The 17,238-nt window shown below is 45.3% G+C and carries 13 protein-coding genes; 8 read left to right on the top strand and 5 right to left on the bottom strand.

All coding sequences use genetic code 11. From position 1 onward, the window contains the following. Positions 1 to 12 precede the first annotated feature (12 nt). Positions 13 to 2,850, bottom strand: a complete 2,838-nt coding sequence (locus SKC35_RS06145; protein ID WP_377978524.1) for a TonB-dependent receptor — start codon at positions 2,848 to 2,850, stop codon at positions 13 to 15. A gap of 324 nt (positions 2,851 to 3,174) precedes the next feature. Here SKC35_RS06145 and SKC35_RS06150 point away from each other — a divergent pair, with 324 nt between their 5' ends. Continuing rightward, complete coding sequence (locus SKC35_RS06150; RefSeq protein WP_377978525.1) at positions 3,175 to 3,513, top strand: hypothetical protein; 339 nt, start codon at positions 3,175 to 3,177, stop codon at positions 3,511 to 3,513. 75 nt (positions 3,514 to 3,588) lie between these two features. On the opposite strand, the gene SKC35_RS06155 is transcribed toward SKC35_RS06150, so the two are convergent. From SKC35_RS06155 to SKC35_RS06165, 3 genes are read right to left on the bottom strand one after another with little or no spacing between them, the layout of a single operon-like run. Continuing rightward, positions 3,589 to 4,776 carry an MFS transporter gene (locus SKC35_RS06155; protein WP_377978526.1) on the bottom strand — a complete coding sequence of 396 codons (1,188 nt, stop codon included), beginning with the start codon at positions 4,774 to 4,776 and terminating at the stop codon, positions 3,589 to 3,591. Continuing rightward, positions 4,773 to 5,741: a zinc-dependent alcohol dehydrogenase gene (locus SKC35_RS06160; protein WP_377978527.1), complete on the bottom strand. Its 969-nt coding sequence runs from the start codon at positions 5,739 to 5,741 to the stop codon at positions 4,773 to 4,775. The genes SKC35_RS06155 and SKC35_RS06160 overlap by 4 nt, the downstream gene beginning before the upstream one ends. Beyond that, positions 5,741 to 6,154 carry a VOC family protein gene (locus SKC35_RS06165; protein ID WP_223131615.1) on the bottom strand — a complete coding sequence of 138 codons (414 nt, stop codon included), beginning with the start codon at positions 6,152 to 6,154 and terminating at the stop codon, positions 5,741 to 5,743. The genes SKC35_RS06160 and SKC35_RS06165 overlap by 1 nt, the downstream gene beginning before the upstream one ends. 80 nt (positions 6,155 to 6,234) lie before the next feature. Between SKC35_RS06165 and SKC35_RS06170 the strand changes: the two genes are divergently transcribed. The 5 genes from SKC35_RS06170 to SKC35_RS06190 are packed head-to-tail and all read left to right on the top strand — an operon-like array spanning position 6,235 to position 13,297. Next, positions 6,235 to 6,852, top strand: a complete 618-nt coding sequence (locus SKC35_RS06170; RefSeq protein ID WP_377978528.1) for a TetR/AcrR family transcriptional regulator — start codon at positions 6,235 to 6,237, stop codon at positions 6,850 to 6,852. A 1-nt stretch (position 6,853) separates the two neighbouring features. Further along, positions 6,854 to 8,176 (top strand): TolC family protein, encoded by a 1,323-nt coding sequence (locus SKC35_RS06175; RefSeq protein WP_377978529.1) that lies wholly within the window; start codon positions 6,854 to 6,856, stop codon positions 8,174 to 8,176. Further along, positions 8,176 to 9,219, top strand: coding sequence for an efflux RND transporter periplasmic adaptor subunit (locus tag SKC35_RS06180; protein ID WP_377978530.1), 1,044 nt, complete (start codon positions 8,176 to 8,178; stop codon positions 9,217 to 9,219). Before SKC35_RS06175 ends, SKC35_RS06180 begins: the two co-directional genes overlap by 1 nt. A 2-nt stretch (positions 9,220 to 9,221) precedes the next feature. Further along, positions 9,222 to 12,260, top strand: a complete 3,039-nt coding sequence (locus tag SKC35_RS06185) for an efflux RND transporter permease subunit (RefSeq protein WP_377978531.1) — start codon at positions 9,222 to 9,224, stop codon at positions 12,258 to 12,260. Beyond that, a complete protein-coding gene (locus SKC35_RS06190; protein ID WP_377978532.1) occupies positions 12,257 to 13,297 on the top strand; it encodes a lactonase family protein in 1,041 nt (346 codons plus the stop codon). Before SKC35_RS06185 ends, SKC35_RS06190 begins: the two co-directional genes overlap by 4 nt. On the opposite strand, the gene SKC35_RS06195 is transcribed toward SKC35_RS06190, so the two are convergent. Further along, a complete protein-coding gene (locus SKC35_RS06195; RefSeq protein WP_377978533.1) occupies positions 13,278 to 14,516 on the bottom strand; it encodes an aminotransferase class V-fold PLP-dependent enzyme in 1,239 nt (412 codons plus the stop codon). The genes SKC35_RS06190 and SKC35_RS06195 overlap by 20 nt on opposite strands. A gap of 113 nt (positions 14,517 to 14,629) precedes the next feature. Between SKC35_RS06195 and SKC35_RS06200 the strand changes: the two genes are divergently transcribed. Both SKC35_RS06200 and SKC35_RS06205 read left to right on the top strand, forming a co-directional pair. Beyond that, a complete protein-coding gene (locus tag SKC35_RS06200) occupies positions 14,630 to 15,235 on the top strand; it encodes a gluconate 2-dehydrogenase subunit 3 family protein (protein ID WP_377978534.1) in 606 nt (201 codons plus the stop codon). Between the two features lie 18 nt (positions 15,236 to 15,253). After that, positions 15,254 to 16,969 carry a GMC oxidoreductase gene (locus SKC35_RS06205; protein ID WP_377978535.1) on the top strand — a complete coding sequence of 572 codons (1,716 nt, stop codon included), beginning with the start codon at positions 15,254 to 15,256 and terminating at the stop codon, positions 16,967 to 16,969. Positions 16,970 to 17,238: the final 269 nt, after the last annotated feature.

Consider the following 17,238-nt stretch of genomic DNA (forward strand, 5'->3'; position numbering starts at 1 on the left):
TTAATTGTAAAATTATTTATAGCCAAAAGGGGTGAAAATAAGCCCTAAAGAGTATACACGGCCTGGAGCGTAGGATTGGATTGTTTGATCTTTTGTTGAATCAAAGCTTCCATCTTGGTTACCATCTTGCAAGACAAGGTTGTTGTTATTTAAGATATCAGATACGCCACCTTTGATCTGAATGTTCTTATAGACTTTCTTAGAGAAAGTAAAATCCACTACATTACGAGGCATCTCATACCAGTCTGGGTAGGCATATCCGTAGTTATTTCCTACGGCATAGATACGTTTACCAATCACGTTAAAGGACAGGTTTAACTGCAAGCCTTTTTGTGTGTCATTGTAGTTATAAGACGCATTGATGATGTAAGGACTTTGGCCTTGTAAGGGACGATTATCCGATTGATTCAATCCCGCGGTCGTACCTAAAGAAACTTTACTTGCAATGAAAGCCGCATTAAATACCACACTTGATTTAGCCCAGAAACCGGTTGCTTGAATGAAATTCAAGTTCTTGCGAACCTCCGCTTCAATACCAGCAGAATACGCACTAGCAGCGTTTTCAAAGCTTAAATTTGGATTAGATCCAGTTGCAAAAACGACCTCGATTGGATTTGTAAATTGCTTGTAGAATAAGGCTATACTCACTACCTCTGATGGCGTAGGATAGGACTCAAACCGGAAATCATAATTTTGGATCTCTGCATTCTTTAATTTAGAGTTACCCGTGATGTTACGGTTATTTACAAAATCAAAGAAAGAGAAAGGTGCCACTTCACGGAATTCAGGACGGTTGATTGTTTGACCATAAGCTAAACGAAGTAATGACTTCTCTGTGAAATTATACGTCAAGTTAATTGACGGCAAGATATTCAAGACTGTATTATCGTATTTTAAAGGCTTACCGATTAAATCATACGAATCTAATTTCTGGCTGTTATTTTCTGCGCGTGCGCCAGCGACCACATTCACCTTAGATCCTAAGGCCAAACCGGCTTGCACATATCCTGCGAAAAGAACGTTAGTGGCAGAATAGGAGTCATTTGGATTTGTTTGCTCATCAATCTTTACGCCTGTCGTAGGATTGATATTCGATGGATCAAATACTTGCTCCACAGGTAATCCCCCTAAGTTGTATAGGCTCGAATTTGCTCTGACAAAGGCTAAGTTTCTTGCATCAAATTGACGCTTTTTCGATTCCGCATAAACCCCTGCTCTGAACTCTAATTCCTTCCCTTTTGCACCATCCTTGCCTGAAGCCAAGATAAATTTATGCGCTAAGTTCAGACCACCCGTTATTGCGCTTTCATTCAAGATGATATTCGTGCGACCTAAATTAAAGGTTTGAGCTGCTCCTTGAGGTACGTATAAGGCACGAGAATTCCCATCTACTAAATAACGGAAACGCTTGTAATCCGGTTGTTCACGGAATGAGGAATTATACCCAGCTACCCAGTCTAATTTCGTATTGCCGTCGTTAAAGTCGTGCTTACCAGCTAATTGACCCGTATAAATACCACGGTAGACTTGATCAAAAGAACGAATATTCCACGTATTACCTATATCCGTTCCGTTACGATCCACATACTGGGAATTACTTAATTGGTTAAATAAGTTCTTGATTTCAATGCTGTGGTTATTCGAAAATTTGACCGCCCAGTTGTGCATCACCCCTACACGAATAGCTGTTGAATATTGTTGATCCAAAAAGTTGAAAACGACATCGGGTTTTCCAGTTGATAAAATGGAGCTATATCCATAATCGTTCCGTTGCATTCCAAAATTCGAATACGTACTCGAGTAGTTAATGGCCGTTACATTACCCACTTTCACATTTCCAACATCAAATTTCAAACCACTAGATAAGGAGAAACGCATGTCTGGAAGTGGTGTTGATTTCACCGGAACCCAGTTATTTTTTAAAGACTGACCGATTTGCGCTAATTGCGCTGGACCAGCGTTATTGATTTCTAATTTCGTTGCTGGGAAAGATTTAGGCAGGTCAAAATACCCTGAGTTAAAACCTGTCCAATAGTTCGCACCGTGTGAAGGAGAGTAGAACGTCGAATTTGTCGTCCCATCTCTGTAAGAAGAACTTGCGTCGATTGTTAGGAAGTTTTGTTCTGGAATACTTTTGGTAAAGATCTTCACCACACCACCCGCAAATTCGCCGGGTAATTCTGCTGCTGGTGATTTGAACACCAAAATGCGGTCGATTTGACCAGCTGGAATGATATCGAAGGAGAATGAACGCATATCCGTCTCCATCGATGGAGCGAAAGTATTGTTCAATTGTACGGTGTTATAACGCTCGTTTAGACCTCGAATGTTAATGAAACGTTCACCGAAGATGGTTACACCTGGAACACGTTTCACGACCTCTGCCGCCGTACGGTCTAAAGTCTTCGTGATTTGTGCAGCGGAGATACCACTTACGACTAATTGAGAGGCTTTGATCTCTGAGATAACAGAAACCTCTGTATTTGTTAAGCGTTGCGCTACCACTTTCACTTCCGCTAAGGTAGAGCTAGATTCTTGGAGATTTAAGTTCAAGTCGGTTACTTGACCCGCTTCTACTTTAACTCCCTCATAGATTTTAGATTCGTAACCTACATAGGAGATCTTTAATGAATAAGACCCAACTGGAAGTTTTGAGAACGAGAAGAAACCGTTGATGTCAGTCGCTGCGCCTTTATTAATGCCTTGCACTAAGATGGTAGCTCCGATAATGTCTTCTTTCGTTTTTGCGTCCTTGATAGTTCCGCGTAAGGTTCCATCTTGTGCAAATGCCGCTGTTGAGAGCGATAAGAATAAGATGATGAGATTGGTGTACTTGTAAACTGATTTCATAAAAAGGAATACTGGTGATTTTGACGACACAAAAGTATTCCCGCCAGCGCTGAGCTCGATTAAGCCTATGTTAGGCTTTTGTTATGTATATGTTAAAAGAAACCCCATTCGATTAACAATTCGGTAACATGGGTATTTTTCACAGAAAATTTCACTTTTCTACACTGTTTTATAGTACAATTTCAAGTTTTTGCATTTTCTATAGAAGAACTTTCTTAGAAAAGTGAAAATTAACACGGATTTAATTTGCGGGTAATGTGAAAGGACTAGTTTTGGGTCAACAAACGGAAATCATTCCGCCTAAGTTTATTAAAATCAAGCATTATGAAAAAGTACACATTTGCTGCCCTATTTTTCGCAGCCAGCCTGTTTGTCGTTTCTGCCGCTACTGGAGCAGAATTATCGCTTCCCGTGAACATTGAATCTGTAGGTAAATTGAAATATAGGGTGTCTGCCAAAGCAGGAGCCACAGTCATTATCTACGATGGAGAAAATAACGAGATTCATAAGGAAGGAATCGCATCGCAAAAATTGTTCAATTTGACGGGATTATCTGATGGAAACTACCGAATGGTAGTCTTAGATGACCACAAAAACGTGTTGACTTCTAAGTCGTTTACGATCAAAACGGAAGTGAAGCGCGATATCATCGCTATGAACTAATTTACCCAACATCAACAAATTATAGTGAAAGATTAAGGGGTAAAAAGGCGAACCAGTGGTTCGCCTTTTTCTGTTTTAGCTCAGTTCTTTGCTCTTGATTTTATGCAATAAAAACACGGCGACCAGGATTGGAAGCGAGAAAATTAGGAATCGGCCTGCCACGGACATGCCGGAATCTGTCAGTAGGCCAAAGACGGTGGGTCCCAAAATCGCTCCAAAACGGCCCGCCCCCATTGCTAATCCCACCCCCGTCGAACGGATTGCCGCAGGATAAATACGCGTCGCTGCCGGATAGAAACTATTAAACCCTCCTTGGACTAAAAAGCCGATAAAGAAGACTAAGGTGAGGTTTACTACATAATCGAGTTTTACATTACCATAGAAGGTCATCAAGACAAAAGCGACGATGAAGAAGAGCGTCATCGTTTTCTTGATGCCAATTCGAGAGATCGCTAAACCCATTACAAATACGCCAGTAAAGGCCCCAAAATTCAAGGTCATCCCTACGTAGGTGGCGAGCTCGAAGGGCATGCCGGATTGTTTGGCGAGCGTAGGTACCCAGCTGATTAAGGTGTATAAAGTCAAAAAGCCGAAGAAAATGGCTGTCCACAGTAAGAGTGTGGAGGTTCTGTATTCTGGGGTAAAGAGTTCATTAATCTTCGTCTTACTGTGTTTCGATTCCGGCACGAATCCTGGGGATTCTGGCAAAAAGAAATAGACTAAGAGTAAAAGCGCAAACGAGAAAGCACTCGCAATCAAAAAAGTCGCGCGCCAGCCTAAAAGGGGAAATACCCTGGCCACCACAAAACCGGTCAAAATCGCTCCCAAAGGCCAACCTCCTTGCACAATCCCCACATTGAAATCGCGGGTTTTATCCGTGGAAAATTCGGAGGCAACTGTCGCTAAATTAGGGAGGATCCCGCCGATGCCTAGACCAGTAATGAATCTGAAAATTAGTAATGCATTGAATGATGGAGCAAAATAAACGAATAACATGCCCACACTGATCAGAAACAAAGATCCTAAAAAGACTTTGCGTCTACCCCATTGATCCCCCAAAGGAGCAATTAGGAAACAGCCCGCCGTCATCCCCGCTAATCCCGCCGAAAATACGTAACCCAGCTGTGCATTGTTTAATCCCCATTCTTTCATGATGTGCTCGCCCGCAAAGGAAACAAGCAAAACGTCTATTCCGTCGTTGAAATTGAGCAAAAAGCAGAGGGAGACTACGCCTATTTGGAGCCAAGACATCGAGTTTTTCATACGATTTGAACGACTATTTTTCCCGGATGTCCGTCAGTAGCAGCTTGTAAACCAGCCTGTACTTCCGCTAAAGGAATGTATTTTGAAATGATTTTATGCGGTTGAATTTTTCCGTCTTTGATCAGCTGAATCACGGACTGGAAATCTTCTGGATGATCGTAAATTAAAGATCCTTGGATCGAAATGCCTCGGCGAACTAAATCCAAGGGGGTAAAGCTAGCCTGCTTTTCGGATAAGCCTAAGAGGATCACACTGGCACCGCGCGGAGCATCAGCAATAAGCTGTGTAGTAGCAGCGGCTGAACCCGTACATTCGAAAATCACGCGGATGTCTTGGGATTTCCAATCATCTTTTAGTGCCCCGAATTCATACGCTTTCTCCTGCAAAACAGGATTCAAATCGTTCGCATAAACTTTCAAACCTTGTTCCACCGCGAGGTGCGTAATTAACATTCCGATAGCTCCGAGGCCTAAGATATAGATGGCATCGCCTTTCGTGAGCGACGCTTTTTTCAAGGCATGGTAGGCAACAGCCGTGGGTTCGATGGTAACGGCATCCTGTGCGGAAATGGAATCCGGGAGTTTATGGGCAAAATCTGCCGGAATCAGCACGTATTCAGCGAAACAACCGGGGACGTTTAGACCGATCGTGCGTTTATTCGGGCAAACTGTTGCTTGACCGCGTGCGCAATAGGTACAATTTCCGCACGGTGCATTAGGATCTACGACTACTCTTTCGCCAAGTACGCGATTCACTCCCTCACCTAGCGCGTCGATGTAGCCCCAGCCCTCATGACCGATGATGGTGGGTTCAGGCAGCGGACGATGGCCCCCAAAATAATGCACATCCGATCCGCAAATGCCCACTTCCTGCAAGCGAATACGCAGCTGGCCTGGACCGGGGTTTGGGATAGGATGATCGCCTAGTTCGATTTGCAAAGGTTTTACGAGAACAGCCGCTTTCATTAGAGGATCTGATTGAATTCGATGATCTCGCCGTTCGGGCCTTTGACATTAAAGAAGCGCGTGCCGTTTTTCCAAAAAGCCAAAAACGTAGGTTCCTTTTCTAAAATCTCAAAACCGGCTTGCTTCAAAGCTTCAAATGCGTAATCCACATCCTCTACGTCGATCGCGAAATGGTCGATGTGACCGACTTTGCGCTGTTTGATTTCGGCTAATTGCTTTTCCGGCATTTGGTATAACTCCACGATCACCTCGTGATTTTTCATCATTACGCAAGTCCCAAAACCGCCGTCAAATTCGAATGGCGATTCCATCACGTTCTCGAAACCAAGACGTTCATAGAAAGGAATCGAGACTTCCATGTTATGTACGGGAATCCCGATGTGTTGGATTTTATGGATAAAGTTGATTTTCATAGCTTTTGGTATTTGTTGCAAAATACTAAATTTTGAAAACTTAACACTGTTAATTAACTTTACGGTGTAATTTTGTACATATGGGAATAGTCGCTAGAAAAGAGAAACAAAAACAGGAGATTCGATCCTTGATTCTAGAAGAATCGATGAAATTGTTCGTGGAAGAGGGCTTCAGCAAAGTGTCCGTCCGGAAGATTGCTGAACGCATACAATATAGCCCCACGACGCTCTATCTGTATTTTAAGGATAAAAACGAGATCTTATTTTACTGCTGCGAGTCAGGGTTTAAGAAGATGCTAGAGCAAAATATTGCTTTAGGGTTGATCAGCGATCCTATCGAACGCTTGCACCAGATGGGCGTGAATTACTTGAATTTTGGCCTAGAATATCCGGAATATTATGATTTGATGTTCATTCAGGAGGCCCCAATGTCCGCCTTAATCGATATGGGCGCAGGTTGGTCGAGTGGCGATCAGGCGCTAGAGGCCTTGAAAATGATCGTGCAAGATGCGATGGACAAAGGATTAGTAGTTCCTGCCAAAGTGGAAACGGTGGCGATGGCGGTTTGGAGCATGGTGCACGGCCTGGTCTCCCTCGCGATTCGCCAGCGATTAGACAAATTAGTGCCAGCGGAGGACGTGGAAAAGACGATGCACGAGTCGCTGGATTGGTTATTGAAAACGATGAAAAAAGCCTAAGATGAAATACTTATTACTCCTTTTTGCGTTGCCAATATTTGGCCAAAAGTCCGTCCTCGACGAATACGTCGCCACGGCCTTTCAACAAAACATCACGCTGCAACAAAAATCCATCCAGGTGGAAAAGGCGATGATCGCATTGAAAACCGCCCAAAGCCTCTACCAACCCAACGTCGCCTTCCAAGGTGGCTACCAAAGTGGCGAGGGTGGCCGTAGCATTGCTTTCCCGGTGGGCGATTTATTGAATCCTGTCTATTCCACGCTGAATGCGTTGACGAAAAGCACAGCCTTTCCACAGATTGCGAACGTTGAGACGAATTTCTTCCCCCGCGACTTCTACGATGTGAAAGTGCAAACGACGATGCCACTGTATAACAAGGACATCAGCTTTAACAAGCAGATACAAGAGCAATCGCTTAGTCTACAACGCGAAGATGTTTCACTGTACAAACGCGAATTAGTCAAGCAAATCAAGACGGCCTACTATAACTATTTGCTCAGCTTAGGTTTAGTAAAAGTCTACGAAAACAGCCTCAATCTAGCGTTAGAGGGCAAAAAAGTCAACGAAAAGCTGTTGGCAAACGGCAAAGGATTACCTGCCTATTTACTGCGCTCAGACAGTGAAATCGCCACGATTCAAGCACAGATCGCAGATGCGGTGAAGCAAAACCAGTCGGCTCAATACTATTTCAACTTCTTATTGAACCGCGAATTACGAGCTGAAATACGCATCGATTTCGAGGTTGAGAAAGCGGTGGCCGGAGTTTACTCGGTGGTTCCCGGTGTTCGAGAGGAATTATCCTTGCTTTCTAAATCGATCAACATCCAGGAGACGGTTTTGAAGATGAATGAGTCCTTTTACCTGCCTAAGTTAAATGGTTTTGTGAACCTGGGATCGCAGGCTACGTTAAATAACATCAGCTCGAAGAGTGGCTACTATTTCTTTGGCCTACAAATGGACATTCCTATTTTCTCCGGGAAACGTAATTTGTACAAGGTGAAACAGACGCAATTAGACATCGCCACCGCGAAAAATGCGTTGGATCTGAGTACGAAACAATTCAATATGGCGACCGAAATCGCTCAGAAAAACGTGCAATCCTCTATTGTTAGCTTTCAGGCCTCCACGAAATCCTACGAGGCGGCCTCCGCTTATTTGCGCCTCATCGAAAAAGGTTATAAAGAGGGCGTGAGCACCTATTTAGAAACGGTGGACGCCAGAAATCAGTGGATGAACGCCCAAATCAACTACCAATTAAAACAATTCAACGTATTAATCGCCGCTGCCGCTTACGAGCGCGAAGCTGCCAGCTACCCACTCTAATGAAAAAGATCTGCCTACTTATTTCCCTTATCACGGTATTTTCCGCTTGCTCTTCGAAGAAGAAGGAAGCCGTGGCTACCACAGCAAGCGACGTCATCCCGGTTTCCGTAATTTCCCTGCAGCAAGAATCCATCACCCGCCCCATCCAGGCTTCTGGCGTCTTCACGACGGAAGATGAGACCTATTTAGGTTTCAAAATAGGCGGCGTGATTCAGCACGTATTTGTCAAAGAGGGTGACGCCGTGAAAGCGGGTCAACTATTGGCCAGCTTAAACCTAACCGAAATCAAGGCGCAGGTGCAGCAAGCGCAAATTATGCTCGAAAAAGCACAACGCGATCACGCGAGAGCGAAGAACTTGTACCGCGATAGCGTGGCGACTTTGGAGCAATTTCAAAATGCCAAAACCGGCCTAGAAATCGCACAGCAGGCCTATAATGCGGGCGCGTTTAACCAAAGCTATGCCGAAATCAGAGCCGTGAAATCCGGCTTTGTCTTGAAGAAATTAGCGAACGACGGCCAGGTCGTAGGACCCGGAACTCCGGTCGTTTTATTGAATGGAGCGAACAAAGGAAATTGGGTGTTAAAAGTGGGTTTGAGCGATCGTGATTGGGCGGCGACGCAGGCGGGAGATCCGGCGGAAATAACGTTGGATGCGGCTGACGGGAAGACTTTTAACGCGTCTGTTTTAGCCAAATCCGAAGGAGTCGATCCGGTGACGGGGACGCTTTGGGTGAGTTTGCGCATCAGTGGTGCGCCGACAGCGCAGCTGGCGGCGGGGCTTTTTGGGAAAGCGAAAATTCGTCCACGGAAACAGATTAAATCCTGGGTGATTCCATATGACGCGATTTTGGATGGAAATGCGACGGAGGGATATGTGTTTATCACGAAAGACGGGAAAACCGCGGAGAAAGTGAAGATCCAGATCGCGAGTATTGATCACGGGAAGGTATTTGTTTCTGCAGGTTTGGAAGACGCAAAATCACTCATCACCAGCGGGAATGCCTATTTAGACGCAGGTTCAGCCATTAAAATCGTCCGCTAATTATGAAGATAGCTAACTACGCGGTAAAGAATTACCAATTTACGCTCACAATGTTTTTAATGGTCGTGGTCGTGGGGATTGTCACGATTATGACGATGCCCCGGTCGGAAGATCCGGACATGAATGCCCCTCAATTTCCTATAATCGCTGTTTATCCGGGCACGAGTCCGGACGATATGGAGGAATTAGTGGTGAAGCCGGTCGAGAAAAGATTGTACGAACTGGAGAACGTGCGCAAGATCAACACAACGATTAGTGATGGCCTTGCGGTGTTTGCGGTCTATTATAAATACGGCGTGAACGTGGACGAGAAATACTCCGAGGTTGTTCGCGAATTGAACAGTATCAAGGGGGATTTGCCTAAAGAGGTCATCAAACTTGAGGCTCAAAAAGCCACTCCATCCGGCACGAACGTGTTGCAGATGGCGTTGATTTCGAACAATGCGTCTTTGGACCAATTAAAAATCACGGCTGAACGCCTACAAGAGGATCTGGAAAAGGTAACCGCCTTGAAGAAAGTGACGATTTCTGGCTTGCCAGAATCACAGGTAAAGATCGATTTGAATATCGAAAAGATGGCGCAGATGCAGGTATCGCCAGACCGTGTTTTACAAGCAATCCAAAGCGAAATCGCGAACATTCCCGGCGGAAGTATCGTGGAAAATTCGAAGTCCTTTAATATCCTGACGTCCGGCAATTACCAAAACATCGAGGAGATTAAAAACACGATCGTATTTTCGTATCAAGGGAAAAACGTACTGTTAACGGATGTAGCCAAAGTCTATTTCGACTACGCCCCAGAAAATCACATTACGCGCTTGAACCAGAACCGCTGTCTATTCGTGACGGCCGCCCAAAAATCCGGCGAAAACATCGCGAAAACCCAGGCCGCTTACGAACCTGTGATCGCCCAATTCAAGAAGACTTTGCCGAAGAACATCGACTTAGTCGTGAATTTCGACCAAGCCGAAAACGTCAATACCCGCCTTAGCGGCCTATTGAAGGACTTTATTATCGCTATTTTATTAGTCGCATTGACTTTATTACCCCTCGGTTTACGCGCCGCTTCCATCGTGATGATTTCGATTCCGCTATCCTTAGCCATAGGAATTATCCTCTTGAACATCATGGGATATAGCCTGAACCAGCTGAGTATTGTAGGTTTAGTTGTTGCACTGGGCCTTTTAGTGGATGACAGCATCGTGGTGGTGGAGAATATTGAGCGCTGGATGCGCGAAGGACACAGCCGATTAGACGCAACTTTAAAGGCAACGAATCAGATAGGAATGGCGGTTTTGGGTTGCACGGTGACCTTGATTATCGCCTTTTTGCCCTTAGTATTTTTACCAGAAGCGTCTGGCGAATTCATCCGCAGTCTACCGATGGCAGTGATTTTCTGTATCGTAGCTTCATTGGTCGTTTCGCTGACAGTAGTACCGTTTTTATCAAGCCGTATCCTAAAATCCCACCAAGGCAATCCAGAGGGAAATCTATTCATGCGCGTGTTGAAAAAATTGATTTCGGGTTCGTATTCTCGTTTGTTAGATTGGGCTATTATTCGCCCCAAAACGACTTTGCTGATCGCCCTTGTCATCTTTGTGGCTTCGTTGCGACTCTTCCCAGTCGTAGGATTTAGCCTTTTCCCGGCGTCGGAAAAACCACAATTTATGGTCAATATTTTCAGCCCCTTGCAGTCGAATATGGCCTACACGGATTCGGTTTCCAAACTGATCGAAAGCGATCTGCGCAAGCTGCCCGAGGTAAAATATGTCTCTGCGAACGTGGGCAAAGGAAATCCTCGGATCTACTATAATGCGATTCCTTTGAATGACAGAACCGATTACGGCAACTTGTTCGTCCAACTGCAGGATGATTTAGGTGCTGACGAGAAAATCAACCTGATCGAGAAATTGCGCACGAAATACACGAACTATCCTGCCGCGACCATCGAGGTGAAAAACTTCGAACAAGGGCCGCCAGTGGTGGCTCCTGTGGAGGTGCGTATTTTAGGGGATAACGTAGACACCTTGCGCCAAATCGCCAGCCGCGTCGAAACAATGCTGAAGAATACGAAAGGCACGATATACGTGAAAAACCCCTTGAAAAACCTGAAATCGGACATCAAATTCGATATCAACAAGGAAAAAGCCAGCATGCTAGGCATCCCGACGGTCAGCATCGACCGGATGATTCGCTTGGTGGTGGCCGGTTTTGATTTGGGCAAAATGACAGACAAGGAAGGCAAGGAATATGCCATCGTAGTTTCAAAACCGCATCCGAAACACCCGAGTCTAGAGGTATTTGATAACCTGTACGTGAATAACGTGCAAGGAACTGCGATTCCATTGAGCCAGGTGGCTTCAGTCAGATTGCAAACTTCCCCCGTCAGCATTAGTCACTTGAATAAGAATCGTTTGGTGTCAGTGAGTTCATTTGTGGAAAAAGGATTCTTGAACAACGAGGTGATCGCAGAGACAGAAAAGAGTCTCGCGAAGATCGCCTTGCCTGCTGGATACCACTTCGAAATGGGTGGAGAAGTGGAGAGTAAGAACGAGAGTTTCAGTGGTTTTGGGACGATCATATTAGTGACGATCTTCTTCTTTATCGCGGTATTAATTCTTGAGTTTGGGACTTTTAAAAGCACTCTGATCGTACTTTCTGTGATTCCATTGGGGATCGTGGGAGCCCTTTTAGCGCTGTGGTTTACGGGAACGCCGCTTTCCTTTGTGGCGACGGTGGGACTGATTGCGCTCGCGGGTATAGAGGTGAAAAATACCATTTTGTTGGTGGATTTCACGAACCAGCTACGGGCCGAAGGTATGCCGATGGAACAAGCCATCCGCGAAGCCGGCGAAGTTCGCTTTTTACCGATAATTTTGACAACTTTGACAGCGATAGGGGGCCTTATCCCCATCGCGATATCCACAAATCCCCTTATTTCACCGCTTGCGATCGTGATGATCGGTGGACTGATTAGCTCCACCCTCCTATCCCGCATCGTGACCCCGGTAGTTTACAAATTAATCCCTCCAGCGATATGACTTTGAGCACGATTTTACTACTTCCGCAACTGATTATTGGTTCGTATACGTCCAAAGGCAACCCCGGCATCGAGGTGTTCAATTGGGATGCGAAGACCGGTAAAGCTTTCAAAAGCTATGCCTTAAACTCCCCTGCAGCGTCCTATCAGACAATTTCAGGGGATTACCTATTCTCCGTTTCGGAAGAGGGCGACGGCAAGGCGAGCGTTTCCTCTTTCCAAAGACGCAATGGAAAATACGAGGCCATCAACACGGAATTAAGTCGTGGTGATCACCCCTGCTTCATCCTGTACCGCGAAAAATCACAAACGGTTTATACCGCGAATTATTCGGGCGGAAGTGTGAGTGTTTTCCAAACAGTGTCCGGGAGACTGAAGCCTCTAGCCCAATACATCGCCTACACAGGTTCCAGCCTAAACAAGGACCGCCAAAACAGTGCCCACGCTCACATGGTCGCTCTTTCTCCTGATCAAAATACGTTATTTGTGACGGATTTGGGCTCGGATAAGATCTATGCGCATCGCATTTTGGCAAACGGGCTTTTAGAAGAAAGTCGCACAGAAATCGCCCTCACCTCCGGCAACGGACCTCGCCACATTCGTTTCAATGCGAAAGGCGATCGTGCTTATTTATTGAACGAGTTGAGTTCGGATGTGGATGTGTTTGCCGTGAAAGGCTCGCAATTGGAAAAAATCCAAAGCATTCCCGCTGACACATCGGCCACAAAAGTGAAAGGCTCAGCAGACATCCATATTTCGCCGAACGGCAAATGGCTGATGTCCTCTAACCGAATCTCAAGCAATCAAGTCGTGGTATTTAAGATTGAAGCAGACGGACAATTAACACGTGTATTTCACCAAAACGTAGCCAAAATCCCCCGCAACTTCACATTCGATCCATCGGGCAAGTTTGTGTTAGTCGCTAGCCAAGAGGAAGACCGTGTGCAGGTGTTTCACTTTGACGATAAAACAGGATCACTAAAAGATAGTCATCAAGATATCTTGGTCAAATCGCCTGTTAGCTTGCTAATTCACTAATCGCTTTCACTAAAACGTCTAGTTCTTTCGGCGTCGTGAAAACATTCGGGGTTATTCTGCAGCCGTGGATATTGCCTCCGTCGATGGCTACGGTGAAAATCTTGAATTCTTTCATCAAGCGCTCAGCCAAAACCGATGGCTTAATACCCACAATACCTACATTCGCAATCGCACACGATTTCGTGGGATCCGCCGGATGGTGCAATCGAACACGCGGAATAGCGCGCACTTTCGTGGTCCAGTAATTTTGTAAATAACGTAAGCGCTCTTCCTTTCTAGCTGGACCCAGTTTTTCGTAGAAATCAATGGCGTCATCAACCGCTAAATCGGTGTAAACAGGAATCGTTCCTACGTGATTTAAGTGTTTAATGTCTGTCAAAGGAACTCCCTCCTCCGCAAGTAAGGGCCAAATTTGGGCGATCTTTTCTTTTCGCACGTGCAAGATGCCTACCCCCAAAGGCACCGCCAGCCACTTGTGCAAACTCGCCCCATAATAGTCGCAATTCAGGTCTGAAATTTTGAATTGAATTTGCGCCACGGCGTGTGCGCCGTCGACCATCACTTCCACACCGTGGGCGTGTGCCATGTCGCAGATTTGGCGCACGGGATTGATTTGGCCGGTCACATTCACCATGTGACACACCATGATGAGCTTGGTTTTGTCGGTGATGGCTTTGGCATATAAATCAACAATCTCCTGATCAGAAGCAGGGTTAGTAGGTAATGAAATGACTTTCAAAACGATCCCTTGACGACGAGCGACCTGCTTGAACATATCTTGCATCGCGCCATAATCCTGAATCGCAAAGATGGCCTCATCCCCTGCTTTCCAAGGAAAACCGCTGATGATGGTGTCGAGGGATTCGGTGGTATTTCGCGTTAACACGAGCGTGTCTTCTGGGCAACCGACGAGTCGAGCGACGCGAGCGGCGATTCGTTTTTTATTATCGAATTGCACCGTCCGCATGTAATAGGCTCCTTGGGCGTTGACTTTGCGGATATGCTGAAAGTATTTTTCCAAAGTGGCTTCTGGGGTGATATTATAATACCCACTTTCTAGGTTAATGAAGTCTGGACTGAGCTTATATCCACCGCGGATTCCCTCCCAAAAATCTTCGTCTGAAGCGAGTGATTCGACTGTTTGAGTTTTGGCATACGAAAACCAAGGCGCCGAAGCCCCCAAAAGTGTGCAGGCTTTAAGGAAAGTGCGTTTATTCATGGTAGAAATTTAGCAAAAAAATCACATTTTGCCCTTGAATAATGAAGAATGTGATTAAATTTGTTTTCCGCCTCATATTAGGCGAATACCTAGAACAATTTAACATAAAACTCATGATGAAAAGAAGAGATGCCATCTCTCAAATCGCCTTGTTGTTAGGGGGTGCTTTCACAGCTCCTACCTTAATGGCCATGGATGTGAGAAAAGGCAATACCTCCATCGTTGCAGCAGATTTCAGCCTAACAGATGCGCAACGTCAAATCGTCTCAGCTGTCGCTGAACATATTATTCCAAGAACGTCTACGCCAGGTGCTATCGATGCAGGTGTTCCCGCTTTCATCGAAATGATGTTAAAAGATTGCTACAAAAAACCAGAACACAACAGCTTCCTAAAAGGGGTGAACGACTTAGCGAAAGCTAATTTCTTAGCACAACCTGCGGCAGGTCAAGTGGCGATGTTGACTTTACTAGAGGCAAACACAAAAGATTTAATGAAGAGCTATTCTCAAAAGCGAATCAAAGTGGGCGATAACGTAGATAAAGACACTTTAGAAGGCGCTAACGGTGTTCCATTCTGGAGATTAATGAAAGAATTAACGCTTTTAGGATACTATACATCTGAAAAAGGCATTGAAGCTTCTTTCGTTTACGAGCCAGTTCCTGGCAAATTTGAGTTGATTACGGATATGAAGCCGTCTCAAAAATCTTTCATGTATTAATCTGAAAAATTAGAAAAAATGAATCTGAATATAGATGCAATTAAAGGCCAAACGTTCGACGCAATCGTCATCGGATCCGGTATCTCCGGAGGTTGGGCTGCAAAAGAATTAACAGAAAAAGGCTTAAAAGTAGCGGTTTTAGAGCGTGGTCGCGAGATCAAGCACATCGAAGGCTACGAAACGGCGAATAAAAACCCGTGGGAATTCGATCACCGTGGTCGTCCTACGAATATGGCTGCTGAAGAGTATTGGGCAGGTATGCGTACAGGCTATACGGCAAACGAAGAGCACCGGTATTTATTCGAAAACGATAAGCAAAACCCTTATTTGGAGAAAAGAGGCGGATTCGACTGGACTCGCGCTTACCACACGGGTGGTAAATCGTTGTTATGGGGTCGCCAAACATACCGTTGGAACCGTGAGGATTTCTTAGCAAATGAAAAAGAAGGTGTCGGTACACCATGGCCAATCGGCTATGATGATTTAGCTCCTTGGTATTCGTATGTTGAGAAATTTGCAGGTATTTCAGGTCAAGCTGAAGGATTAGACGTATTACCGGATTCTGAATTCATGCCGGCGATGCAGATGACTGCTCCAGAAACTCACTTCAAAAATGCAGTGAATAAGAAATTAGGTCGTGCCGTGACCGTAGGTCGCGTAGCGCACTTAACAAACCCAGGAAAACAACATACCGCTTTAGGTCGTTCGTCTTGTAACTACCGTAACAAGTGTATGCGCGGTTGCCCGTATGGCGCGTATTTCTCCTCTTTATCAGCGACTTTGCCAGCAGCGATGCGCACAGGTCGTTTAACGATGGTTCACAATGCGATTGCGGCTGAAATCATTTATGATGAAGCTACGCAGAAAGCCAAAGGTGTTCGCGTGATTGACCAAATCACGAACGAGTCGAAAGAATATTTCGCTAAAATCATCTTCGTGAACGCTGGTGCTATCCAGTCTACTTCGATCTTAATGAACTCAAAATCTAATCGTTACCAAAACGGTTTAGGAAACGACTCAGATCAATTAGGCCGTAACATTATGGACCACCACTTAGGGGTAGGTGCAAGTGCGACCGTGGAAGGTTTTGAAAAAGATTACATGTTCGGAAATCGTCCGAATGGTTTATACATTCCTCGTTTCCAAAACTGGGGCAAAGACAAGCGTGCTTATTCACGTGGTTTCGGATACCAAGGTGGCGCGAGCCGCGAGGGTTGGGGCCGTGGCGTGGGAGCAGATGGCTTTGGTGCAGATTTCAAAGAGAGCTTAACGCACCCAGGACAATGGACGGTTGGTTTTGGTGGTTTTGGAGAAATTCTTCCAAACCCAGAAAACCGTTTCGTTCTAAGCGCACAAAAAGACAAGTGGGGCTTACCAGTATTGGAATTCTCAGCAGACTTTGGCCAAAACGAATTACAAATGCGCGAGGACATGATGAACGAGGCAGCTACGATGTTAGAGGCAGCTGGTTTCAAAAACATCAACGCATACAACAAGCAAGACACACATATCGGTTTAGGTATTCACGAAATGGGTACGGCTCGTATGGGTACATCTGTGAAGAACTCAATCGTTAACAAGCACAACCAAGTTCACGAGGTAAAAAACGTGTTCATGACGGATGGTGCGGCAATGGCTTCCGCTTCTTGTGTGAATCCTTCGTTAACGTACATGGCGATGACAGCTCGTGCAGCTGACTTTGCGGTGAATGAGTTGAAGAAGAAGAATTTGTAAGCGACGAAGTCGCTGGTCGGCGCGAAGCGCCTTAGTCGCCTGCGGCTTAGTCAATAAGTCCGGTGGAAATAAAAAGGGTGGCAGATTCTGTCACCCTTTTTATTTTATGTGGTTTGCTGCTCTGTAGGGCATTTTTGAGTGAAAATAAGCGCGAGGCACTCAAGCGGCTTTTCGGGTATTGACAACTTTTGTCAAGATTGGAGAGTATAGAGAAGAGATGGTAGAGTAGAGATTATAGAGTAGAGAGAATTGATTTCCCTCCGGACTTC

It is taken from the genome of Aquirufa originis, from assembly GCF_042714495.1.
GTDB lineage: Bacteria > Bacteroidota > Bacteroidia > Cytophagales > Spirosomataceae > Aquirufa > Aquirufa originis.